Source organism: Micromonospora inaquosa (assembly GCF_003857055.1).
GTDB classification, from domain to species: Bacteria; Actinomycetota; Actinomycetes; order Mycobacteriales; family Micromonosporaceae; genus Micromonospora; species Micromonospora inaquosa.
The window spans coordinates 1-23,073 of the sequence record NZ_QGSZ01000367.1 but is presented as its reverse complement, the minus strand read 5'-3'; the positions used below and the strand labels follow the sequence as shown (position 1 = coordinate 23,073).

Below are 23,073 nucleotides of genomic sequence, written 5' to 3'. Positions count from 1 at the left end.
CGCCCGACTCGCCGTGGACGCCTCCCCCACCCGACGCCTTCGGCCCGACGTCTCCCGGGCCGACATCGGCCTGGCCCACGCCCGCCGACGGGCCGCCGCCAGCCGGGTGGTCGCCGCCGCCCGGCTACCCGCCGCCGTACGCGTACCCCGGCTATCCGCAGCCTGGTGGCAGCCCGGCCATGCAGACCGGCCGTGCCGTCGGGATCGCCATCGCCGTCTTCGTGGCGCTGGTGCTGACCGTCTGCGGCTGCCTCTGCGCGGGCGGCCTGCTGCTCGACGAGAGCAGTTCGGACCCGTTCGCCGAGGAGCCCTGGCGCACACCCGACGACTGGGCCGGGCCGACCATGGGGCCGCTGATCCCCGAGGAGCCCAACGGCCAACCGACAACCGTTGCGCCGGCACCGACCAAACAGCCGATCACTCGGCCGACGTCCGGGCCGGCCCCCGTGACGGTGGTCTACGAGGTCACCGGCACGGGTACGGCGGACATCGCGTACTTCGACGCCGAGAGCGATCTCATGCACGTCGACGACGCGAAGTTGCCCTGGCGGGCCACCATCCGGACCAACGGCAAGAGCCGGGTGATGGTGGAGGCGACCTGGCCCGACATCGATTACCACGGGCCGCTCGACTGCACTGTCACGGTCACCGACGCCGGCAGACCCGTCGTCGACAAGGGGCGGGGGTATTGGCGGACCACCTGCGCGGCCGGTTGAGGGCCGAGCGCACTGGGGTTCCTGGGGCGGGTGGCCGTAGGCTGGCGCAGGTGACGACGAGCACCGATGTCGACCCGCTGGTGGCCCGGATGCGGCCGTTCGGCACGACGATCTTCGCCGAGATGTCCGCCCTCGCCGTACGCACCGGCGCGGTCAACCTCGGGCAGGGCTTCCCCGACACCGACGGCCCGCCAGAGATGCTGGCCGCCGCCGCCGAGGCGCTGCGCAGCGGACAGAACCAGTACCCACCCGGCCCGGGCATCCCCGCCCTGCGCGCGGCCGTCGCAGCCCATCAGCGACGGTTCTACGACCTGGCGTACGACCCGGACGGCGAGATCGTGATCACGGCGGGCGCGACCGAGGCGGTCGCGGCGAGCATCCTCGCCCTCTGCGAGCCGGGTGACGAGGTGGTCTGCTTCGAGCCGTACTACGACTCGTACGCGGCCTCGATCGCACTGGCCGGCGCGGTCCGCCGGCCGGTGACGCTGCGTCCCACGGCCGACGGCCGGTACGCCTTCGACCCGGCGGCGCTGCGGGCGGCGTTCGGCCCGCGTACCCGGCTGGTGCTGCTGAACTCACCGCACAATCCGACCGGCAAGGTCTTCAGCCCGGCCGAGTTGGCGCAGGTCGCCGAGTTGTGCCAGGAGTTCGACGCGTACGCGGTCACCGACGAGGTGTACGAGCACCTGGTTTTCACCGACGCGTCGAGCCCGCACGTGCCGCTGGCCAGCCTGCCGGGGATGTGGGAGCGGACGCTGCGCATCTCGTCGGCCGGCAAGACGTTCTCCTGCACGGGGTGGAAGGTCGGCTGGGCGAGCGGCCCGGCGGCGCTGGTCTCGGCGGTGCTGCGGGTGAAGCAGTTCCTCACCTACGTCAACGCCGCGCCGCTGCAACCGGCGGTCGCGGTGGCGCTGGGCCTGCCGGACGACTACTACACCGGTTTCCGGGACAGCCTCCAGCAGCGGCGTGACCAGCTCGTCGGTGGTCTCACCGACGCCGGGTTCGAGGTGCTCGGCTCGGAGGGGACGTACTTCGTCACCGCCGACATCACCGCCTTGGGCGGCCGGGACGGGGTGGAGTTCTGCCGGTCGTTGCCGGCGCGCTGCGGTGTGGTGGCGGTGCCCACCCAGGTCTTCTACGACGACACCGACGCCGGTCGGCGGCTGGTCCGGTTCGCCTTCTGCAAGCGCCCGGAGGTGCTGGCCGAGGCGGTCACCCGGCTGCACGCTCTGGGCCCGAGCCGCTGACCCGCTCAGCGTCGGTCGATCCCGGGTCGGTCGCCGGCTGATCTGCCGCCGACGTCGCGAGTCGGGTGAGCAGTTGGCCTTCGTCGCCGAGCAGCACCGCCTCGGCGTCGTCCACGAACGACAGGTCCGCTGTCACGTGCCGGCTGGCCGCGGTGAGCAGCAACCCGACCACCGGGTCCTCGGCGGCCCGCCGCAGGCCGTCGAGGTTGCGCAGCTCGCGCAGCAGGTGCCCACGCTGGTTGCTCAGCACCGCGCGGACCGTGGCCGCGGAGCCTGACCGGGCGGCGGCGGTGACCTTGAGGAAGAAGTCGTCCCGGAATCCGCCGCTGCGCGGACTCGGTTCGGTCAGCCAGCGGGCCAACTCCGCGCGACCGGCCGGGGTGATCTCGTAGACCACCCGATCCGGCTTGATCGGCTGCGGCTGCCGTTCGGCGACGACCAACTCGTCCCGGGAGAGCCGGTCGAGGATCTGGTAGAGGTGACCGATGTTCAGCGGCCCCCACTGTGGGCCGACGGCGGCCTCGAACGCGCCCTTGAGCTGGTAGCCGTGGCTGGGGCCACCAGCGAGCAGGGCGAGGACAGCGTGCTGGATCGCCATGTCACCTCCGGTACGGGTCTTGCATTGTCACAATGTATCGCGCAGAGTGGGAGACAGCACACGGGGAGGCGCGATGCTCGGCTTCATCTGGAGGCAGCTGCGCGGCCGTGCGGGGCGGTCGGTGGCGTTGTCAGCCGGCGTGCTGGTGGCCACCACCGGCTTCGTGGTTCTGACTGGCGCCACCACCACCTCTCGCCTGGATGTCACCGGCACCGTCGAGCGCAACACCCAGGTCGCCTACGAGATCCTGGTCCGTCCGAAAGGGACCCGCACGCCGCTGGAGGCCGAGCGCGGCTGGTCCGCCCCAACTATCTCTCCGGGCTCTTCGGCGGCATCACCACCCAGCAGTACGAGCAGGTGAAGCAGGTCCCCGGCATCGAGGTGGCGGCCCCGATCGCGATGCTCGGCTATTCCACCACCCTGCTACCAACGCCGATCGACCTGACCCAGGCCGTCGACCGCTCGCTGGACCAGCAGGTCATCCGGCTCGACCCGACCTTCCACGCCGAACGCGGTCTCTCCAGCGCACCGGGCAAACCCCGGTACGTGTACGTGACCACGAAGCCGTTGATCTACCCCCGGATCGAACGGGGATTCGACAGTGACGCCGTGCCGTACTCCGATGGACGGTCCTACCCCGCGTCGGACACCTGCGGGCCGGCCCCACGCGAGGTGCAGCCGGACGGGCGCAGCCTTCCCATCTGCGATCCGAGATACGCGCTGCTGGGCAACCCGGGCACCTACTCTGAGCGCGAGGACTGGTCCCTGCACGCCGTCCACCTGCTGCCCGACGGCCGGTTCCAAGCCGACTCATCCGTCCTCGCTACCGACCGGGACGGCTCCTCGGCACCCAGCGACCGGCTGGTGATGGCGTACGACCTGACCGTGCCGTTCCTCCTGGCCGCTGTGGACCCGGCCGCCGAGGAACAACTCGTCGGACTCGACGATGCCGTGGTCGCCGGTCGAGCCGTCCGCACTGACGACACGGTCGCCGTCGACCGCCGGGGCGCAGCGGATTACCACGAGGTCCCGGTCCTCGTCACCAACCGACCCTTCATCGACGAGTCGCTGGCGGCGAGGTTCACCCGGCTCGCGATCAGCCCCGCAGGGGTGGAGGCGATCGACCTGGAGAAGACGTTGAGCCGCCCTGGGGGAACTCCCGCCGGGTCCGGTCGGTACGACCTCACCGCCGGGCATCAGGCGATGCTCACCGAGGAGCTTTCCCCGGCCGGGTGCTGCTACGGCCAACTTCAGACAGTCGTGCAGTCGGCCGAGGTGCAGTACGACCGACTACCCGACGGCAGCCTGCGGGCCCGCCAGCAACCGCCCGGCGACCCCGAGGTGTACGGCAGGATGGAGACGTTCAACCCGCTGCCCCGACCCTGGCTCGCCGACGACACCGGTTCCCGATCGATCCGGGCGCTGCCGCTACCCACTGACGCGAGCACCCCCAATCGCTTCTGGCGGGCCGTCGGCGTCTTCGATCCGGGCCGGCTGGCCGGGTTCAGTGACCTCGGCCAACTGCCGCTGGAGACCTACCAGGCGCCGACGGCAGAGGGCGCCGACGACCGCAGCCGGGCCGCGCTGGGCGGTCAGCCGCTGGCACCCAGCGGCAATCCCGCCGGCTACCTCTCGGCGCCGCCGCTGCTCCTCACCAACCTCGGCAGCGTGCCGAAACTCCTGGAGGGTGGCGGCGGGCCACAGGCCAAGGCCCCGATCAGCGCGATCCGGGTACGGGTGGCCGACGTGGGCGGCTACAGCGAGCGATCGGCCGAGCGGGTCCGACTGATCGCCGAGCAGATCGCGGCACGCACCGGGCTGGACGTCGACATCACCCTCGGCTCATCGGCCGCACCGCAGACCGTGGAGCTGCCCGCCGGCTCGTTCGGCCGACCCATGCTGCGGCTGACCGAGAACTGGTCGGCTCTCGGCGTGGCCTCGGTCATCACCCAGGCGGTGGACCGCAAGAGCATTGTGCTCTTCGTGCTGGTCCTGGTGGTCTGCGTCCTCTTCCTCGGCAACGCGGTAAGCGCCGCTGTCCGGGACCGGCGCTCCGAACTGGCGGTGCTCTCCTGTCTCGGTTGGACGGTCCGCCGCATCGCGGCGCTGATCCTGGGCGAGGTCGCCCTGCTCGGGCTCATCGCCGGTCTGCTCTCGCTGGCCCTCGCGATTCCGCTGGGAATCGCGCTCGGCATCGACGTCGACTGGCGGCGGTCGGCCCTGGCCGTACCCATCGCTCTGCTGCTCGCGGTGGCTGCGGGCCTGGTGCCGGCGTTGCGGGCCGCGCGCACCCACCCGGCCGCCGCCCTCCGCCCGATCGTCGCTCCCGCCGGCTGGGTACGCCGGCCACGGACCCTCTTCGGGTTGGCGCTGGTGAATCTGGCCCGCACTCCGGGGCGCACGTTCCTCGGCGCCGGGGCGCTGGCGATCGGGGTGGCCGCGCTGACGCTGGTCACCGCCGCCGCGTGGGCGTTCCGGGGCGCGATCGTCGGCAGTGTGCTCGGCGACGTGGTCTCGCTGAGCGTGCGCGGCGCGGACACCGTGGCCGCTGCGGCCACCGTGCTGCTCGGTGCCGCCGCGGTGGCGGACGTGCTCTACCTGAACATCCGCGACCGGGCCGCCGAGCTGGCCACCCTGCGGGCGATCGGCTGGACCGACGTCGAACTCGGCCGGCTCGTCGGCTACGAGGGGCTGACGCTGGGGCTCGTCGGGTCGACGACCGGCGCGGCGGTCGGCCTGGCCAGCGCGGGTTGGCTGATCGGCGCTCTTCCCGGGGCGCTGCTCCTGGTGGCTGTGCTGGTCGCGCTGGCGGGCGCGTTGCTCAGCGCCGTCGCCGCGCTGGTGCCCGCCGCCCTGTTGCCGCGCCTACGACCCGCCCGACTTCTGGCAGAGGAGTAGCAGTCATGAGCGAGCAGATCGGCAGCGCGATCTCGGTCCACCACCTGACACGGCGATTCGGCACCGGGGCGGACCAGCTGACTGCGGTCGACGATGTGTCAGTGACCATCGCGGCCGGCTCGGTGGTGGCGTTGACCGGGCCGAGCGGGTCGGGTAAGTCGACGCTGCTGCACCTCATCGGCGCGATCGAGCAGCCCGACGGGGGCACTGTGAACGTCGACGACGTGGTGGTCAGCGATCTGCGTCGGGCCGCGCTGGCCCGTTACCGGCAACGGGTCGGGTTCGTGTTCCAGCGCTACCACCTGCTGCCCGCACTCACCGTGCTGGACAACGTGATCGCGCCGGTCCTCCCCCGCCGGGGCCGGACCGATCACACGGCACGAGCCCGCGAACTGCTCGACGCGGTCGGCCTGACCGGGCGGGAGCGAGCCCTGCCCGCGCAGCTCTCCGGTGGCCAGCAGCAACGGGTCGCCATCGCCCGCGCCCTGATGGGGGCGCCGGGCCTGCTGCTGGCCGACGAGCCCACCGGCAACCTCGACTCCACCACCGGCGGGCAGATCCTCGACCTGCTGCTCGACCTCCGGGAACGGCACGGCATGACCATCCTGCTGGCCACCCACGAACAGGCCATCGCTGCCCGCTGCGACCGACTGGTCCGACTGACCGACGGACGCGTCACCGAGGACCTCGACCTCACCGACGGCGAGGACCCCGCCGACACGTACGGGCGGGCGACCCAACTGCGGTGGTGAAGCCCGCCCGGAGGTGGTCTCAGGCGACCGGGCTCGCGGTGCGGACCAGTTCGGCGATCCGCTCGGCGACCTCACGGGCGGTCGCCTCGGTGGCCGCCTCGACCATCACCCGGACCAGCGGTTCGGTGCCCGACGGGCGCAGCAGCACCCGGCCGGTCTCCCCCAGCTCCGCCTCGGCCCGCTCGACCTCGGCGCGGACGGCTGGTGCGGCGGCGCCGACGGTCCGGTCGCCGACCGGCACGTTGATCAGCACCTGGGGCAGCTTGGTGACCACCGAGGCCAACTCGGCGAGGGACTGGCCGGTGGCCGCCATCCGAGCCATCAGGTGCAGGCCGGTGAGCACCCCGTCGCCGGTGGTGGCGTGCGCGGGCATCACGATGTGGCCGCTCTGCTCACCGCCGAGCGCCAGCCCGGAGGCGCGCAGCTCCTCCAGGACGTACCGGTCACCGACCTTGGTCTCGATCAGGCGGATGCCCTGCGCGGACATCGCGAGGCGCAGCCCGAGGTTGCTCATCACGGTGGCCACCAGGGTGTCCTGGGTGAGCGTGCCGGCGTCCCGCATGGCCAGCGCGAGGATCGCCATGACCTGGTCGCCGTCCACCTCGTCGCCGTCGGCGGTGACCGCCAGGCAGCGGTCGGCGTCGCCGTCGTGGGCGATGCCCAGGTGAGCGCCGTGCTCGACCACGGCGGCGCGCAGCGCCTCGATGTGGTTGGAGCCACAGTCGTCGTTGATGTTCAGGCCGTCGGGCTCCGCGTGGATGGCGATGACCTCCGCGCCGGCCTCCCGGTAGGCGACGGGGGCGACCTCGGCGGCGGCGCCGTTGGCGCAGTCGACAACGACCTTGATCCCGTCGAGCCGGTGCGGAACGGTGCCCACCAGGTGCTGGACGTAGTGGTCGGCACCATCGAGCAGGTCGTGCACCCGGCCGACGCCGGCACCGGTCGGCCGGTCCCAGGCGGTGGTGGCGTTCGTCTCGACGGCCGCCTCGATCCGCATCTCGATCTCGTCGGGCAACTTGTGCCCGCCGGCGGCGAAGAGCTTGATGCCGTTGTCCGGCATCGGGTTGTGTGACGCGGACAGCATCACACCCAGGTCGGCCTTGGCCTCGGCGGTGAGGAACGCCACCGCGGGGGTGGGCAGCACACCGACCCGCACCACGTTGGCGCCGGCGCTGGTCAGCCCGGCGACCACGGCGGCCTCCAGCATCTCGCCGCTGGCGCGGGTGTCCCGGCCGACGACGGCGAGCGGCGGATGGCTGCGGTCCGTCTCGGCGAGTGTGTGGGCGGCGGCCACCGCCAGCGCCAACGCCAACTCCGGGGTGAGATCCGCGTTTGCCCGCCCGCGTACGCCGTCCGTGCCGAACAACCGACCCATACCCGCCAACCTCCGAATGAGCACTGCCTGTGAGGAGAAAGCGGAACGGCCGACCCGCCTCCCTCAGCGAGGGGGAGGTGGATCGGCCGTCCGTCAGAAGTACAACGCGCTGGGAAAGATCAGCGCTTCGAGTACTGGGGAGCCTTACGGGCCTTCTTGAGGCCGTACTTCTTACTCTCCTTGACCCGGGCGTCACGGGTGAGGAAGCCGGCCTTCTTCAGGGCCGGGCGGTCGTCCGGCTCGTTGACGATCAGCGCGCGGGCGATGCCCAGCCGAAGCGCACCGGCCTGGCCGGTGGTGCCGCCGCCACGCAGGTTGGCGATGACGTCGAACTGCTCGGGCTTCTCGGCGGTGACCAGCGGGTCCTTGATGAGCTGCTGGTGCACCTTGCTCGGGAAGTACGCCTCAAGGTCCTGGCCATTGCAGGTGATCTTGCCGGTGCCCGGGATGAGGCGGACCCGGACGATGGCCTCCTTGCGGCGGCCCACGGTCTGGATCGGCCGGTCACCGCGAGGCGCGCGGGCGACGGGCGCGGGCGCCTCGGTGACCTCGGGGGCCTCGGTGGCCTCAGGGGCTTCCGGGGCGACCTCGGTCTCGATGATGTCGGTCATGCTGCTTCCTTCGCCCGCGCTCACTGCGCGATCTGCTTGATCTCGAACGGCACCGGCTGCTGCGCGAGGTGCGGGTGCTCGGCACCGGCGTAGACCTTCAGCTTCTTGATCAGCTGACGGCCGAGCTTGTTGTGCGGGAGCATCCCCTTCACAGCCAGCTCGATGGCCCGCTCGGGACGCTTGGTCAGCAGCTCGTCGTAGCCGATCTGCTTCAGACCACCCGGGTAACCGGAGTGGCGGTAAGCGACCTTGGTCTGGCGCTTGTTGCCGGTCAACGCAACCTTGCCCGCGTTCACGATGACGACAAAGTCGCCCGTGTCGACGTGCGGCGCGAAAGTCGGCTTGTGCTTACCACGCAGCAACGTGGCGGCGTGGGTGGCCAGGCGGCCCAGCACGACATCAGAGGCGTCGATGACGTGCCACTGACGCTCGATCTCACCCGGCTTCGGGCTGTACGTACGCACAGGTCTACCTTGTCTCGTCGTCGGTCTGGGGTCGCGCGCCGAGGTGACCAGATCTTGCAGGCCGGACCAGCGCGCACGAACGACCAAGCGTACCTGATGGGGCACGCCTCTGGATGTCGTACAACAGCAGGCAACGATACCCGGCGCCCCGTCCGCAGGTCAAAACGGGGGTGCGGTCTCGCGCGGCGACGCGCCAAGGGTGTCTCAGCTCACACGTTGACCAGCCGTCCGGCCCGCGGACGGCGGTAGACGACCCAGGTGGCCGCGAAGCACAACGCGTACCAGCCGATGAAGGCCAGGTAGGCGGCGTCGGCGTTGCCCGAGCTGAGGAACGACTGGCGGAACGCGATGTTGACCAGCACGCCACCGAAGGCGCCGATCGCACCCGCGATGCCGATCAACGCGCCGGTCATCCGCCGCGCCCACCGCGCGGCCGCCTCCGGATCACGCTGACCGTTCGCCACCGCGTCCGCCGCCCGGGCCCGGAAGATCGCCGGGATCATCTTGTAGGTGGAGCCGTTGCCGATGCCGGAGAAGACGAAGAGGGCGAGGAACCCGGCCAGGTAGAGCCCGAACGAACGCTCCCGGGCGGCGTACAGCACGGTGCTGGCGCCGACCGCCATCGCCACGAAGTTCCAGAAGGTCACCCGGGCACCGCCCAACCGGTCGGCGAGGTGCCCGCCCAGCGGCCGGATCAGCGAGCCCACCAGCGGGCCCAGGAAGGTCAGCCAGGCGGCGTCGACCGGGGTGGGGAACCGCTCGGCGAACTGAAGCTGGAGCACCTGACCGAAGGCGAAACCGAAGCCGATGAACGAGCCGAAGGTGCCGATGTAGAGCAGCGACATCACCCAGGTGTGCGGGTCGCGGGCCGCCTCCCGCAACGCGCCCGGCTCGTTGCGGGCCCCGGGCACGGTGTCCAACCAGCGGGCCGCCGCCAGCGCGGCCAACACGATCAGCGGCAGGTAGACCGCCGGCACCAACCGGGGGTACGCGGCGCCCGCGGTGGCGAGGACCGCCAGGCCGACCAGCTGCACGGCGGGTACGCCCAGGTTGCCGCCGCCGGCGTTGAGCCCGAGCGCCCGCCCCTTGAGTCGCTGCGGGTAGAACAGGTTGATGTTCGCCATCGAGGAGGCGAAGTTGCCGCCGCCGACCCCGGTGAGGCAGGCGAGCACCATCAGGGTGGAGTACGACACCCCCGGTTCCAGCAGCACCGTCATCGGCACCGCGGGCACCAGCAACAGCAGCGCGCTGATTGTCGTCCAGCGTCGTCCGCCGAAGCGGGCCACCGCCAGCGTGTACGGCAGCCGCAGCACCGCGCCCAGTGCGGCCGGCACGGCGGTGAGCAGGAACTTCCCGGCCGGGTCGATGCCGTACGCGGGGCCGAGGAAGAGCACGGTGACCGACCACAGACTCCACACCGAGAAGCCGACGTGCTCCGCGAAGATCGAGACCCAGAGGTTGCGCCGGGCGATCGGCGCGCCGGTGGCCTGCCAGAAGTCCGGGTCCTCGGGGCGCCAGTCGTGCAGCGGTTGCCGGCGACCGGTGACGGCAGGCGGCTCGGCGGTGACTGCGGTGCTGGTGAGCGTGCTCACGGCGGCTCCTCCTCGTCGATGTGACGAGGGGAAACGCTAGGAACGCCCGGTTACCTGGCAGTGCCCGTCGCGGGTCAGGCCGGAAACGGGGACCGCACCACGGGCCGGCGGCGATGGTGAGCACACCACCCGGGCTGTTCGGGCAGAGCTGCGGCAGTGGTCAGAGCTGCTGGAGAATGCGCAGCGCGCGGCCGACCCGGAGCATGGTGTCGGTGTCGGCGACGTCCACGCACCCGGTGAACCACTTCTTCATGGGCGAGGAGATCCGATCGGGCATCACCACGTACCGGCCCATCGACACGGCGAGCGGCGAGTCCCGCAGGAGGGACTCCTCGACCACCTCGACCACGATCACGATGGGCACGTCGGTGGAGTTGTAGACGTCCGAGCTGATCACGAGGCCGAGGCGTTCCCGGGCGCCCTCGATGCGCCAGATCTCACCCCTACGCAGCACGCGGCCGTCCGTCGGAGAACAGGTCGTTGACCATGCCCACCTCGCGGGCGTCGGCGAGGGCGGCGGACTCCAGATCCAGGCTGGCGCGGCCCACGGCGGCGGCGTGCGCGGTGAAGACCTCGCGCAGCGCCTTCTCCCGGGCGGCCTGGTCCATCCACGCGGAGAGCGAGAGCCCCTCGCGCTTGGCGAACCGCCGCGCCTCCTCGATCGTCTCGTCCGTGAACGAGAGAGTCACCTTGGCAGTCATGCCGAGCAGATTACCCAGCGGTGTGACCAACAGTCATCCCCGTGCTCACCGGCTCACCCCCGAGCGACGAAACGTACATTCCGCCGGGGCTTACCCGGCCCGGCCGCCGAACACCGCGAAGCGCCACTCCTTGAAGTAGCAGTCGACGTCGACCAGGCCCGCCTCGGCCAGCCACCGGCACTGGTCAGCCACTGCCGCCGGGCGGTCGTGGCGCATCCGCTCCCGGGAGGCCGCGATCTCGTCGGGCGACGCACCCAGCTCGGTGATCCGCTCCAGCCACACCTCGTCGTAGCGCCGGTCCAGTTCCGGGGTCGGGCCGGCGACCTGCTCGGCGTTGACGAACACCCCGCCCGGTGCCAGCGCGGCGGCGGCCCGCCGGTAGAGCGCGCGCTTGCCGTCGTCGTCCAGGTGGTGGATCGCCAGGGCGCTGACCACCGCGTCGTACCGGCCGGGCGGCAGCTCGTCGGCCAGGTCGGCCCGGACCGTGCGGTGTGCCACGGACCGCGCGTTCAACTGGTCGGCGGCCCGGTCGAGCATCGCCGGCGCTCCGTCCACCAGGGTCAGCCGGACTCCGGGCACCGCCGCGGCCAGCAACAACGAGAGCAGGCCGGTGCCCGCGCCCAGATCCAACACCTCCGGGGTACGCCCGGCGGCGAGCGCGGCGCGCAGTGGCGGCGCGGCCACCTGGACGGCGGTGCCGTAGAAGGCGTCGAAGCACGGCACCAGCCGCCTGCGCGCCTCGTCGTACGTGCCGGCCACCGCGTCGAAGACGTCCGTCACGCCCATCGCAGCCTCCCATAATTTGAGACAGATTTCCCACATTATAGGCGTTGCTGAGTCAGCGTCGCCGACCCCGCACATGCGAAAGGCCCCCGGCGAGAACCGGGGGCCGTACGTGCTGCGCTGGTTAGCCGAGGGGGCCGATCGCCTTCGCCAGGTCGACGAAGCCGGCCCAGGCCGCCGGCTCGAAGGTCAGCGTCCCGCCGTCGCGGTCCTTGGTGTCGCGGACGAGGACAACGCCAGGGAGGTTGTCAGCAACCTCGACACACGAGCCCCCGTTGTTTCCGCTCTTCGTGCTCTTACGCCACTGTGCGCCGGTCAAGTCCATGATCCCGCTGCTTTCCTGATCAGGTCGAGGGACTGTTGACGGGAAAGGGCTTCGCTCCTGATGCGTTCCCATCTGCGATTCAGCGTAACAACGTCCGGAGTCCCATTCACGATCTGCGCGCGCACCTGACTGTCAATATGTGCGACCTGCTCACCGTCGGGCAACTCGGCCACGATGAAGCCCCCACCAAGGCCCGGGTACATCCCGACGTCCTGCGGCACCACGAGCACCTGCACAGAGGGCAGAACCGCGCACGCGGCGAGGTGGGCAACCTGCTCGCGCATCAGCGATCGGTCGCCGTATGCCGACTGGTACAGGACAAGTTCGTGCACGACTGCGATCAGCAGGGGCGGGCGTTCACGGCGGAGGATGGCCTGCCGGTCGATGCGGGAGGCGACCACATCGTCAACTTCGGCCATCGTCAACGCTTCGCCCGTCAATGTCGCCCGCGCATACGCCTCGGTTTGCAAGAGACCGGGCACCCACGCGTGCTCGAACCAGCGAATCGCGAGGGCCTCGCGTTCCCAGTCGACCCACTCGCGCAGCCATTGCGGCTCACGTCGTTTGAGGACATCCGGCCAGAGGTCCCCAACGTCCCTCCCGAGGAGCGCGGCCAGCTTCGCGCGCCGACGGGGCTGCGGCACGCGTCCCGGGCTTATCCACCGCGCTGCCGTTTTCGGATCTACCCCCGTCTGAGCTGCCAGGCTTTCGGCTGTCTCGCCAGCCTCGGCCATGGCCGTCTGAAGTGCATGATTCACCCTGCCTCCACGATGAACGTCCTGAACGTCCCGGGGAATAGAACTACGTCGTGTACTGATCCCAGTGCTCTCGGCAATGTAGCCGGCAGATGGCGCGGCCGGTAGGACTTGAGACTCGGCGGACGCGTTCGTACCGGGGCCGCCCTCGCCCCGCCGGTGGAGATCTTGGACAGTTTCCGTTCGCACGTGACGGAAACTGTCCAAGATCTCCACCGGCGAGCACCGAAGGGCGGCCCCTTCCCAGAATGACGACCAGGGGAGAGCACCGTGCCGGACGAGCCGCCCGATCGGAAACCCGAACCGAAGCCCGAGCCGAGGCCGATGACCGGCACCGCCGCCGCGCGTGCCCTGGGTGCCGGGGGTCGTCGTTCCACGGTGGCCGGTGGACCGGCTCGATCGCATCCCCGCCTACGCGGGGGTGAACGCACGAGCGGGTCGGCGCGGACGCCACGCGCGGGTGAGGTCCTGCACCTGACCCGCGCCGCGAGTGTGCAGTTCATGCGTCCGATCTTCGTCCGCGTGATTCGCGTACTTGACTGGCCGACGTACGACGGGTGGCTGTGGATCGACGGTTACGAGCTGGCCGCGAATGGCGACGCGGTCGCACGCCGGTCCCTGTTCGTGATGCCCGCGGGCCTGATCTGGGCGGAACCGCCCGCCCCGGCGACGCGTCGCTCAACCACCCGCACGCCCGTCAAGCGCGGTCCGGTGCGGGTCGGATGACCAGACGTCCTCGCCCGCACCAGCCGATGCGCCCGGTGACAGTCGTCGACCACCCGTCACGCGCGCTGCCCCTGTGCGGTGTGAGCCCCACTTGACAGGACCGAAACAGAAGGGACCCGGACCGGAAACCGCCCGACGGCACGCTTTCCCGACATGACAGACGGTGCACGGTCGGCAACTCCACCGGGGCTGACACCCCGGGAAGTGGCGACGCACTGCCCGTACTGCGCACTGCAGTGCGGGATGACGCTGCGCGAGGGCGACGCCGGTGTGACGGTCCACCCGCGCCAGTTCCCCACCAACCGGGGCGGCCTCTGCCAGAAGGGTTGGACCGCCGCCGAACTGCTCGACCACCCGGAGCGACTGACCACCCCGCTGGTGCGAGACCCGGCCACCGGCACACTGCGCCCGGCAAGCTGGGACGCCGCGCTCGACCGGGTGGTCGCCGGCATCCGTGCCGTCCAGGTCGACGCCGGCCGGGACGCGGTCGCCGTCTTCGGCGGCGGTGGCCTGACGAACGAGAAGGCGTACGCGTTGGGGAAGTTCGCCCGGATCGGGCTGCGCACCCGACACATCGACTACAACGGGCGATTCTGCATGTCCTCGGCGGCAGCCGCCGGGATGCGGGCCTTCGGCATCGACCGTGGGCTGCCGTTCCCGCTCTCCGACCTGGGCCGGGCCGACACGCTGCTGCTGGTCGGGGCGAACCCGGCGGAGACCATGCCGCCGCTGGTGCGTTGGCTCACCGAGCAGCGCGGCAACGGCGGCCGACTCATCGTCGTCGACCCCCGGGTCACCGCCACCGCCCGCCAGGCCGACCTGCACCTGCAACCACTGCCGGGTACCGACCTCGCGGTGGCCAACGCGCTGCTGCACATCGCCCTCACCGAGGGTTGGGTCGACCGGGCGTACGTGGCCGACCGCACCACCGGATTCGACGCGGTCCGCCGCACTGTCGCCGCCTGGTGGCCGGCCCGCGCGGAGCAGCTCTCCGGGGTGCCGGTGGCCGACCTGGAGGCGACCGCCCGCGCGCTGGGCACCGGCGGCCGGGTGGTCATCCTGACCGCGCGGGGCGCCGAGCAGCACGCCAAGGGGGTGGACACCGTCACCGCGTACGTCAATCTCGCCCTCGCCCTCGGTCTGCCCGGCCGGGACGGTTCGGGGTACGGCTGCCTCACCGGCCAGGGCAACGGCCAGGGCGGCCGGGAGCACGGGCAGAAAGCCGACCAGCTCCCCGGCTACCGGCGGATCGACGACCCGGCGGCCCGGGAACACGTGGCCGGGGTCTGGGGCGTGCCGGCCGACGAACTGCCCGGCCCGGGGGTGCCCGCCTACCAACTGCTCGACTCGCTCGGCACCCCCGGTGGCCCGCGCGCGTTGCTGGTGTTCGGGTCGAACCCGGTCGTCTCGGCACCCCGGGCGGCCCGGATCGAGAGCCGGCTGCGCGACCTCGACCTGCTGGTCGTCGCCGACCTGCTGCTCTCCGAGACGGCCGCGTTGGCGGACGTGGTGCTCCCCACCGCGCAGTGGGCCGAGGAGGACGGCACCATGACCAACCTGGAGGGTCGGGTGCTGCGTCGGCGTGCGCTCCGCCCACCCCCGCCGGATGTCCGGACCGACCTGGCCATCATCGCCGACCTGGCGACGCGGCTGGCAGGCGACGACACCACGGCCACCGAAGCGGCGGCCCGGTTCCCGGTCGCCCCGGCCACCGTCTTCGCCGAGCTGCGCCGCGCCTCCGCCGGTGGGGCCGCCGACTACGCCGGCATCAGCTGGGACCGGATCGACGCCGACGACGGCGTGTACTGGCCCTGCCCGACCGAGGACGGGCCGGACACGCCACGGCTCTTCGTCGACCGGTTCGCCACCCCGGACGGCCGGGCCCGCTTCCACCCCGTCGACCACCGGCCGGCCGCCGAGCCGGTCTGCGCCACGTATCCGCTGCACTTCACCACCGGCCGGGTGCTGGCCCAGTACCAGTCGGGCACCCAGACCCGGCGGGTGGCCGCGCTGCGGCGTGCCGCCCCGGAGGCGTTCGTCGAACTGCACCCCGACCTGGCCGCCCGGCTGGGCATCGACGACGGCGACCCGGTGCGGGTCACGTCGCGCCGAGGTGAGTTCCGCGCTCCGGCCCGGCTCAGCGCCGGGATCCGACCCGACACCGTGTTCGCCCCGTTCCACTACGCGGGGGCGGGACGCGCCAACTCGGTGACCAACGACGCCGTCGACCCGATCTCCGGGATGCCCGAGTTCAAGATCTGCGCCGTCCGGGTGGAGAAGGCATGACCGCCCGGGTGGTCATCGTCGGCAACGGCATGGCGGGCGCGCGCCTCGCCGGTGAGCTGCACGCCCGGGAGGGCGACCGGAAGGTCACAGTGCTCGGGGCCGAGCCGCATCGCGCGTACAACCGGATCCTGCTCTCCACGCTGCTGGCCGGCCGGATCGACGAACCGGACGTGGAGCTGACCGAAGCCGCCGGGCACGGCGTCGACCTGCGCAGCGGCGTACCGGTGACCGCCGTCGACCGGTCCGCCCGGGAGGTCCGCACCGACGACGGCGAACGAATCGGATACGACCACCTGGTGCTGGCCACCGGCGCCCGCGCGGTGGTGCCTCCGCTGCCCGGCCTCGACCCGGCGAACCTGCCGGATCGGGTGGTCCCCTTCCGGACCCTGGACGACTGTCGGCGGATCCTCGCCGCGGCGGACGGCGCCTGCAGCGCGCTGGTGCTCGGCGGCGGGTTGCTCGGTCTGGAGGCCGCCCGGGGGCTGGCCATCCGAGGTTTGGCCACCACCGTCGTGCACCCGAGAGAACACCTGATGGAACGGCAACTGGACCCGGCGGCCGGCGCGGTGCTCGCCGGCACGCTCGCCGGTTTCGGCGTCACCGTCCAACTGGGGGTGTCGGCGACCGGCGTGACAGTGGACGCCAGCGGCGTCCGCCTCGACCTGGCCGACGGCCGATCGTTGCGCGCCGACCTGCTGGTGCTCTCCTGCGGCGTACGACCGGACACCGCCCTCGCGCAGACCGCCGGCCTGACGGTGCGGCGCGGCGTGGTGGTGGACGACCGGCTGCGCACCAGCGACCGGTCCATCTCGGCGATCGGCGACTGCGCCGAACACGACGGCATGCTCACCGGGCTGGTCGCGCCCGCCTGGGCCCAGGCCCAGGTGCTCGCGGACGTGCTCAGCGGGACGGACCCACTGGCCCGGTACCGGCCCCGGCCGGTGGTGACCCGGCTGAAGGCGGCCGGGATCGACCTGGCCTCGATGGGGGACGCGGCCAGTGCCGGCCCCGGCGAGGAGCTGACCTTCGCCGACCCGACCCGGGGCACGTACGCCCGGTTGCGGATCCGGGACGAGCGGCTGATCGGCGCGATCCTGCTCGGCGACAACCCGGCGGTCGGCACGGTGATCCAACTCTTCGATCGTGGTCAGCCGGTGCCGACCGACCGGCGGGCGCTGCTGCTGGGCCGGGCGCTCGGCACTGTCGGCGCGACCCCGGCCGCCTCACCGGCGCTGATGCCGGACGCGGCCACGGTCTGCCAGTGCAACACGGTGAGCAAGGGCGCACTGGTCAGAAGCTGGCGCTCCGGCGCCCGGACTGTCGATGCGGTGGTGGCCGCGACCCGGGCCGGCACCGGATGCGGCGGATGCCGGGACGCGGTGAGCGGCATCGTCGACTGGCTGAGCCAGGCGGAATCGGTGGAGGTGACGCGATGAGCGGCGGCGATCTGATCGTCATCGGCAACGGCATGGTCGGGCAGCGGTTCGTGGACGCGCTGCGGGCCCGTGACCCACAGGGCAGCTGGCGGGTGACAGTGCTGGCTGAGGAGGGGCGCCCGGCGTACGACCGGGTGCGGCTCTCGGCGTACTTCGACGGGGTGAGTGAGAGCGAACTCAACCTGCACACACCGCACGACGGGGTGCGGCTGCGACTCGGTGAGCCGGCCACCGCCATCGACCGGGACCGACAGGTGGTGACGACCGCCGTCGGCGAGTATCGCTACGACGCGCTGGTGCTGGCCACCGGGTCGTACCCGTTCGTGCCGCCGGTGGCCGGCGCCGAGCTGCCCGGGGTCTTCGTCTACCGGACCCTGGACGATCTGGCGGCGATCCGGGCGTACGCGCGGGGGCGGCGGGTCGGTGCGGTGATCGGTGGCGGGCTGCTCGGCCTGGAGGCCGCGAACGCCCTGCGACTGCTCGGCCTGAGCACCGACGTGGTCGAGTTCGCGCCCCGGTTGATGCCGGTGCAGGTGGACCAGGCCGGCGGCGCGATGCTCCGCCGCTACGTCGACGATCTGGGCGTACGGACCCATCTGGGGGTGGCGACCACAGCGATCCGTCCCGGCGCGGACGGCCGCGTCGCGGCCCTGGAACTCTCCGACGGCAGCACCATCGACGCCGAACTGGTGGTGGTGGCCGCCGGCATCCGACCCCGGGACCAGTTGGCCCGGGACGCCGGTCTGCCGCTGGGCCCGCGCGGCGGGGTGCTGGTCGACGCGACCTGCCGCACCGGCGACGAGCGGATCTGGGCCGTCGGAGAGTGCGCGGCGGTCGACGGCACCTGCCACGGTCTGGTCGCGCCGGGCTACGCGACGGCCGAGGTGGTGGCCGATCGGCTGGTCGGCGGCGCGGCGACCTTCCCGGGGGCGGACACCGCCACCAAACTCAAGCTGCTCGGCGTGGACGTGGCCTCGTTCGGCGACGCCCACGGCACGACCGAGGGCTGCCTGGACGTCACGTTCACCGACCCGGCCACCCGGGTCTACGCGAAGCTGGTCCTCTCCGATGACGCGCACACCCTGCTCGGCGGGGTGCTGGTCGGCGACGCCAGCGCGTACCCGACGCTGCGCGCCAGCGTGGGCGGGCCGTTGCCGGCCGCGCCGCTGGCGCTGCTCGCTCCCGACGGGGGCGGGGCGGACGCCGGGGCGCTGCCCGCCGCCGCGCAGGTCTGCTCCTGCAACGCGGTGACCCGGGGCGACGTGGACGCCGCCATCGCCGGCGGTTGCGCGGACGTCGCGGCGGTGAAGGCGTGCACCCGGGCCGGCACCAGTTGCGGTTCCTGCGTGCCGATGCTCAAGCAGCTCCTGGACGCGGCGGGGGTGGTGCAGTCCAGCGCGCTCTGCGAGCACTTCGACGTCAGCCGACGGGAGCTGTTCGAGATCGTCCGGGTACGCGGCATCCGCACCTTCTCCCGGCTGGTCGCCGAGCACGGTCGGGGCCGTGGCTGCGACATCTGCAAACCGGTGGTGGCCTCGATCCTCGCCTCGTTGGGCAGCGGGCACGTGCTCGACGGTGAGCAGGCGTCGTTGCAGGACACCAACGACCACTTCCTGGCCAACCTGCAACGCGACGGCAGCTACTCGGTGGTGCCCCGGATCCCCGGCGGCGAGATCACCCCGGAGAAGCTGATCGTGATCGGCGAGGTCGCCCGGGACTTCCAGCTCTACACGAAGATCACCGGTGGGCAGCGGATCGACCTGTTCGGGGCGCGGGTGGAGCAGTTGCCGCAGATCTGGCGGCGGCTGGTGGACGCCGGCTTCGAGTCCGGTCACGCGTACGGCAAGGCGCTGCGCACTGTGAAGTCGTGCGTCGGCGAGACGTGGTGCCGGTACGGGGTGCAGGACTCGGTGGGGCTGGCCGTCGCACTGGAGCTGCGCTATCGCGGGCTGCGCGCGCCGCACAAGCTCAAGTCGGCGGTCTCCGGTTGCGCCCGGGAATGCGCGGAGGCGCGCAGCAAGGACTTCGGCATCATCGCCACCGAGACCGGCTGGAATCTCTACGTCGGCGGCAACGGCGGCTTCCGGCCCCGACACGCCGACCTGTTCGCCACCGACCTGTCCACGGACGCGTTGATCACGCTGATCGACAGATTCCTCATCTACTACATCCGCACCGCCGACCGGCTGCAACGCACCGCCGGCTGGATCGAGGCGATGGACGGCGGTCTCGACCACCTGCGCTCGGTGATCGTGGACGACTCGCTGGGGCTCTGCGCCGACCTCGATGAGGCGATGGCCCGGCACGTGTCGTCGTACTCCGACGAGTGGCGTGACGTGCTGAACGACCCGGATCGGCTGCGCCGCTACACCTCCTTCGTCAACGCACCAGACGTACCGGACCCGTCGATCACCTTCACCCGGGAACGCGGCCAGCCGGTACCCGTACGCGACCATCCCCCGACCGGATCCGAGCCGACCAACGGTCACCGTCGGCAACCGGTCACCCTCGGCCTACCGGAGGTACGGCGATGACCCAGACCCTCACCCTGACCTGGACCACCGTCTGCCTCGTCGACCGGTTGGAACCGGATCGGGGCGTCGCCGCACTGGTCGACGGGGCACAGATCGCCCTCTTCCGGACCGCCGACGGACTGTTCGCGATCGACAACCGCGATCCGGTCTCCGGGGCGTACGTGCTGTCGCGGGGCATCGTCGGCAGCCGCGGCGGAGTGCCGACGGTCGCCTCACCGCTGCACAAGCAGGTGTACGACCTGCGCAGCGGGCACTGCCTCGACCTGCCCGGGGTGGCTGTGGCCCGACACGACGTGCGTTGCCGCAACGGGCTGGTCGAGGTGCGGCTGCGACAGGAGGGTTGATGCGCGAAGAACTGGCGGGCTTCACCATCGGGGTGACCGCCGACCGGCGGCGCGACGAGTTGGCCGCGCTGCTCGAACGCCGGGGCGCCCGGGTGGTGCTCGCCCCGGCGTTGCGGATCGTGCCGCTGTCCGACGACACCGAGCTGCGCGAGGCGACCCGCGCCTGCCTCGACCAGCCGCCGGACATCCTGATGGCCAACACCGGCATCGGTATGCGCGGCTGGCTGGAGGCGGCCGAGGGTTGGGGGCTGGCCGAGCCGCTGCGCTCAGTGCTGGCCAGCTCGTACGTGGTGGCGCGCGGCCCGAAGGCACGCGGCGCGATCCGGGCGGCCGGTCTGCACGACCAGTGGTCGCCGGCGTCGGAGAGCTGCGACGAGGTGGTCGACCACCTGCGCCGGCGCGGCGTCGCCGGGCAGGTGATCGCCATGCAGCTGCACGGCGAGCGGCAACCCGAGTGCACGCTCGCGCTGGAGGCGGCGGGTGCCACGGTCATCGAGGTGCCGGTCTACCGCTGGGCACCGCCGACCGACCCGGCACCGCTGCACCGGTTGATCGACCTGATCGCCGGCCGGCTGGTGGACGCGGTGACGTTCACCTCGGCGCCGGCGGCCGAGGCGTTGCTGCGGGCCGCCGGTGACCGCACCGACGCGGTGCTGTCCGCGTTGCGCAGTGATGTGCTGGCCAGTTGCGTCGGCGCGGTGACCGCCGAGCCGCTGCTGCGGCGCGGGGTGCCGGTGAGCGCGCCCGGTCGGGCCCGACTGGGCGCGTTGGTGCGGACCATCGTCGACGAGCTGCCCCGCCGGACCGTGACGTTCAAGGCCGGCGGGCACCTGCTCACGTTGCGCGGGCACGCCGCGGTGATCGACGGCGAGCTGCGGCCACTCGCGCCCGCGCCGATGGCGGTGCTGCGGGCGCTGGCCCAGTCACCGGGCCGGGTGCTGTCCCGCACGGCGTTGCTGCGGACCCTGCCCCGGGGCGCGGACGAGCACGCCGTGGAGATGGCCGTCGCCCGCCTGCGGGCCGGCTTGCGCGCCCCCCGCGTGGTGCAGACCGTGGTGAAGCGCGGCTACCGGTTGCGGGTCGACTGAACGCGTCACGGCCGGCCGTCCTGCGCCGGCCGTGACGCGATGGTTCAGCCGACCGGCGTCGGGAAGCCCCGCCCGTGCTCCGACTGGAGCCGGAGCATGGCGTGCTCGACCACCGTCACCAGCACCTGCTTGACCGAGTCCCGCTGCCGGGCGTCGGTCAGCACCAGCGGCACCTGCGGCGAGATGGCCAGCGCTTCGCGGACCTCCTCCGCCTCGTACTGGGGAGCGCCGTCGAACTTGTTCAGCGCCACCACGTACGGCAGGTTGCGGTTCTCGAAGTAGTCCAGCGGGGCGAAGGCGTCGGTGATCCGGCGGGTGTCCACCAGCACGGCGGCACCCACCGCCCCCCGGATGATCTCGTCCCACATGAACCAGAACCGGGTCTGACCCGGTGTACCGAAGAGGTACAGGATCAGGTCCTGGGCCATGGTGATACGGCCGAAGTCCATGGCGACCGTTGTGGTCTCCTTGCCCGGCACCTTGGACGGATCGTCGATGCCGACGCCCGCCGCGGTCATCAACGCCTCGGTGGTCAGCGGTGTGATCTCGGAGATCGCCCCGACCAGTGTCGTCTTACCGACGCCGAAGCCGCCCGCGACGACGATCTTCGCGGATACGATTCCCCGGCCCGGCCGCCCCCCTGCGGGGTCATAGCCTGCGAAGTCCACTTAGCACCCTTCCAAGCAGTTCCATCCGCTCCTCGAACCCCTCGGCGGGAGCAGCAGTGTGTAACGTCAGCAGGCTCTCGGCCACCATGTCGGCGACCAACACCCGGGCGACGCCCAGCGGCATCCGGGTGTACGCGGCGATCTCCGCCAGCGACTGTGCTCGGCCCTCACAGACCGTGGCGATGCGGTGCTTGTCATGCCCGGCGAACCGGGACTCGGCGACCTGGGTGAGAGAGGCGGTGAGGACTGCCTCAAGGGCGATGTCCTGCCGGGGCTCGGTACGACCGCGGGTGACCGCGTACGGACGCACCAGTGCGCCGCGCGGGTCAGCGCGTCGTTGGTCCATCCCCGGTCACCTCCTCGCCCTCTGCGGAGCCGGCCTGCGCCGCCCCTCGTCCCTGGTCCGGCACTCGGTATGAGCGCCGCCTTCCGGTGCTAAGAGCGCACCGCGTCGCGCGGCAGCGGCACCAGAGCGGCGCCCACCCGCTCGACCAGCAGCGCCATCTCGTAGCCGACCTGACCCACGTCGCAGCTGCGCGCGGCCAGCACGGCCATCGAAGACCCATCGCTGATCGACATCAGGAAGAGATACCCGCTGTCCATCTCGATGACTGTCTGCAACACCCCGCCCGCGCTGAACATCCGGGCCGCGCCCTCGGTCAGGCTCACCACACCGGAGGTGATCGCGGCGAGCTGGTCCGCCCGGTCCCCTGGCAGGTCCCGGGAGGACGCGAGCAGCAGCCCGTCGGCGGACACCGCCACCACGTGGGCGATGCCCGCCACGCTGTCGGCGAAGTTGGTGAGCAGCCAACCCATGTCCTGCATGGCAGCTGGCCTGTTCATCGGCTCTCCTTGGTCGAGGTGCTGTTCAGGTCCGTTCCGGCCGTCCGACCGCGCTGCACGCCGCGGTGGTAGGCCGACAGCAGACCACGTACTTCATCCGGGGTCCGCCGGCTGCGGTCCCGGCCGCTCTTCTGTTCGATGCCACCCGGCACGAGCTGTGCCTGCGGCACCCGCTTGGGCAACCCGGAGCGGGTGGTTCCGGCGGGGGCCGGCTCGGCAGCCCTGCTGGCCCGGGACCAGCCTTCGTCCGCCGCCGTACGCCAGGCCCCCGGGTCGGCGGCGGGCGCGGGCGGAGCCGTCCGGCCAGCCGGGGCCGGAGTCGGGGTCGGGG

24 protein-coding genes and 1 pseudogene are annotated in these 23,073 nt (G+C 71.9%); 11 read left to right on the top strand and 14 right to left on the bottom strand.

Features of this window, described 5'->3' with window-relative positions; genetic code table 11:
• Together DLJ59_RS33435 and DLJ59_RS33430 are read left to right on the top strand one after the other, a co-directional pair.
• Positions 1-716, top strand: a 716-nt coding sequence (locus DLJ59_RS33435; protein WP_244236367.1) for an MmpS family transport accessory protein, incomplete at its 5' end; no start/stop codon positions are given.
• Between the two features lie 89 nt (positions 717-805).
• Positions 806-1,963, top strand: coding sequence for a pyridoxal phosphate-dependent aminotransferase (locus DLJ59_RS33430; protein WP_244236368.1), 1,158 nt, complete (start codon positions 806-808; stop codon positions 1,961-1,963).
• Here the strand turns inward: DLJ59_RS33430 and DLJ59_RS33425 are convergent.
• Positions 1,929-2,561 (bottom strand): PadR family transcriptional regulator, encoded by a 633-nt coding sequence (locus DLJ59_RS33425; protein WP_124778107.1) that lies wholly within the window; start codon positions 2,559-2,561, stop codon positions 1,929-1,931. The two genes, DLJ59_RS33430 and DLJ59_RS33425, sit on opposite strands and share 35 nt — an antisense overlap.
• Before the next feature lie 73 nt (positions 2,562-2,634).
• On the opposite strand from DLJ59_RS33425, the gene DLJ59_RS33420 reads away from it, so the two are divergent.
• Genes DLJ59_RS33420 through DLJ59_RS33410 form a run of 3 tightly spaced genes read left to right on the top strand, consistent with a single transcriptional unit; the run spans position 2,635 to position 6,211 of the window.
• Positions 2,635-2,922: a hypothetical protein gene (locus tag DLJ59_RS33420; RefSeq protein WP_124778106.1), complete on the top strand. Its 288-nt coding sequence runs from the start codon at positions 2,635-2,637 to the stop codon at positions 2,920-2,922.
• On the top strand, positions 2,919-5,459 hold the full coding sequence (locus tag DLJ59_RS33415; RefSeq protein ID WP_124778105.1) for an ABC transporter permease: 2,541 nt from the start codon (positions 2,919-2,921) through the stop codon (positions 5,457-5,459). The genes DLJ59_RS33420 and DLJ59_RS33415 overlap by 4 nt, the downstream gene beginning before the upstream one ends.
• Positions 5,460-5,464: 5 nt before the next feature.
• Positions 5,465-6,211 carry an ABC transporter ATP-binding protein gene (locus DLJ59_RS33410; RefSeq protein ID WP_124778104.1) on the top strand — a complete coding sequence of 249 codons (747 nt, stop codon included), beginning with the start codon at positions 5,465-5,467 and terminating at the stop codon, positions 6,209-6,211.
• Between the two features lie 19 nt (positions 6,212-6,230).
• On the opposite strand, the gene glmM is transcribed toward DLJ59_RS33410, so the two are convergent.
• From glmM to DLJ59_RS33365, 9 genes are all read right to left on the bottom strand, one after another.
• The gene (gene glmM / locus DLJ59_RS33405) at positions 6,231-7,586 is read right to left on the bottom strand and encodes a phosphoglucosamine mutase (protein ID WP_124778103.1); all 1,356 of its coding nucleotides are present in this window, start codon (positions 7,584-7,586) and stop codon (positions 6,231-6,233) included.
• Positions 7,587-7,705: 119 nt separating this feature from the next.
• Positions 7,706-8,197 (bottom strand): 30S ribosomal protein S9, encoded by a 492-nt coding sequence (rpsI, locus tag DLJ59_RS33400; protein ID WP_124778102.1) that lies wholly within the window; start codon positions 8,195-8,197, stop codon positions 7,706-7,708.
• 20 nt (positions 8,198-8,217) lie between these two features.
• Positions 8,218-8,661, bottom strand: a complete 444-nt coding sequence (rplM, locus tag DLJ59_RS33395; RefSeq protein WP_053653864.1) for a 50S ribosomal protein L13 — start codon at positions 8,659-8,661, stop codon at positions 8,218-8,220.
• Positions 8,662-8,870: 209 nt separating this feature from the next.
• Complete coding sequence (locus DLJ59_RS33390; RefSeq protein ID WP_124778101.1) at positions 8,871-10,253, bottom strand: nitrate/nitrite transporter; 1,383 nt, start codon at positions 10,251-10,253, stop codon at positions 8,871-8,873.
• Between the two features lie 160 nt (positions 10,254-10,413).
• Positions 10,414-10,707: a hypothetical protein gene (locus DLJ59_RS33385; protein WP_124778100.1), complete on the bottom strand. Its 294-nt coding sequence runs from the start codon at positions 10,705-10,707 to the stop codon at positions 10,414-10,416.
• Complete coding sequence (locus DLJ59_RS33380; RefSeq protein ID WP_030329990.1) at positions 10,697-10,954, bottom strand: DUF6364 family protein; 258 nt, start codon at positions 10,952-10,954, stop codon at positions 10,697-10,699. Before DLJ59_RS33380 ends, DLJ59_RS33385 begins: the two co-directional genes overlap by 11 nt.
• A 90-nt stretch (positions 10,955-11,044) precedes the next feature.
• On the bottom strand, positions 11,045-11,740 hold the full coding sequence (locus DLJ59_RS33375) for a class I SAM-dependent methyltransferase (protein ID WP_124778099.1): 696 nt from the start codon (positions 11,738-11,740) through the stop codon (positions 11,045-11,047).
• A 121-nt stretch (positions 11,741-11,861) separates the two neighbouring features.
• Positions 11,862-12,062 (bottom strand): DUF397 domain-containing protein, encoded by a 201-nt coding sequence (locus DLJ59_RS33370; RefSeq protein WP_124778098.1) that lies wholly within the window; start codon positions 12,060-12,062, stop codon positions 11,862-11,864.
• Positions 12,053-12,820, bottom strand: coding sequence for a helix-turn-helix domain-containing protein (locus DLJ59_RS33365; RefSeq protein WP_124778097.1), 768 nt, complete (start codon positions 12,818-12,820; stop codon positions 12,053-12,055). The genes DLJ59_RS33370 and DLJ59_RS33365 overlap by 10 nt, the downstream gene beginning before the upstream one ends.
• Positions 12,821-13,318: 498 nt before the next feature.
• Between DLJ59_RS33365 and DLJ59_RS33360 the strand changes: the two genes are divergently transcribed.
• From DLJ59_RS33360 to DLJ59_RS33335, 6 genes are all read left to right on the top strand, one after another.
• The gene (locus DLJ59_RS33360; protein ID WP_124778109.1) at positions 13,319-13,543 is read left to right on the top strand and encodes a hypothetical protein; all 225 of its coding nucleotides are present in this window, start codon (positions 13,319-13,321) and stop codon (positions 13,541-13,543) included.
• Between the two features lie 153 nt (positions 13,544-13,696).
• The gene (locus DLJ59_RS33355) at positions 13,697-15,829 is read left to right on the top strand and encodes a molybdopterin oxidoreductase family protein (RefSeq protein ID WP_124778096.1); all 2,133 of its coding nucleotides are present in this window, start codon (positions 13,697-13,699) and stop codon (positions 15,827-15,829) included.
• Entirely contained in the window at positions 15,826-17,265 is a 1,440-nt protein-coding gene (locus DLJ59_RS33350; RefSeq protein WP_124778095.1) for an FAD-dependent oxidoreductase, read from the top strand. Before DLJ59_RS33355 ends, DLJ59_RS33350 begins: the two co-directional genes overlap by 4 nt.
• Complete coding sequence (gene nirB / locus DLJ59_RS33345; protein ID WP_124778094.1) at positions 17,262-19,799, top strand: nitrite reductase large subunit NirB; 2,538 nt, start codon at positions 17,262-17,264, stop codon at positions 19,797-19,799. The genes DLJ59_RS33350 and nirB overlap by 4 nt, the downstream gene beginning before the upstream one ends.
• Entirely contained in the window at positions 19,796-20,143 is a 348-nt protein-coding gene (gene nirD, locus DLJ59_RS33340) for a nitrite reductase small subunit NirD (protein WP_124778093.1), read from the top strand. The genes nirB and nirD overlap by 4 nt, the downstream gene beginning before the upstream one ends.
• Complete coding sequence (locus tag DLJ59_RS33335; protein ID WP_091402337.1) at positions 20,143-21,231, top strand: uroporphyrinogen-III synthase; 1,089 nt, start codon at positions 20,143-20,145, stop codon at positions 21,229-21,231. Before nirD ends, DLJ59_RS33335 begins: the two co-directional genes overlap by 1 nt.
• Before the next feature lie 44 nt (positions 21,232-21,275).
• On the opposite strand, the gene DLJ59_RS33330 is transcribed toward DLJ59_RS33335, so the two are convergent.
• The 4 genes and pseudogenes from DLJ59_RS33330 to DLJ59_RS33315 all read right to left on the bottom strand — a co-directional run.
• Positions 21,276-21,899, bottom strand: coding sequence for a GTP-binding protein (locus DLJ59_RS33330; RefSeq protein WP_124778092.1), 624 nt, complete (start codon positions 21,897-21,899; stop codon positions 21,276-21,278).
• Entirely contained in the window at positions 21,880-22,245 is a 366-nt protein-coding gene (locus DLJ59_RS33325; RefSeq protein WP_124778091.1) for a DUF742 domain-containing protein, read from the bottom strand. The genes DLJ59_RS33330 and DLJ59_RS33325 overlap by 20 nt, the downstream gene beginning before the upstream one ends.
• A gap of 89 nt (positions 22,246-22,334) precedes the next feature.
• Positions 22,335-22,742 (bottom strand): roadblock/LC7 domain-containing protein, encoded by a 408-nt coding sequence (locus tag DLJ59_RS33320; RefSeq protein ID WP_007465177.1) that lies wholly within the window; start codon positions 22,740-22,742, stop codon positions 22,335-22,337.
• Positions 22,739-23,073 (bottom strand): annotated as a pseudogene (locus DLJ59_RS33315) (ATPase); the annotation flags it as partial. The pseudogene DLJ59_RS33315 and the gene DLJ59_RS33320, both read right to left, overlap by 4 nt.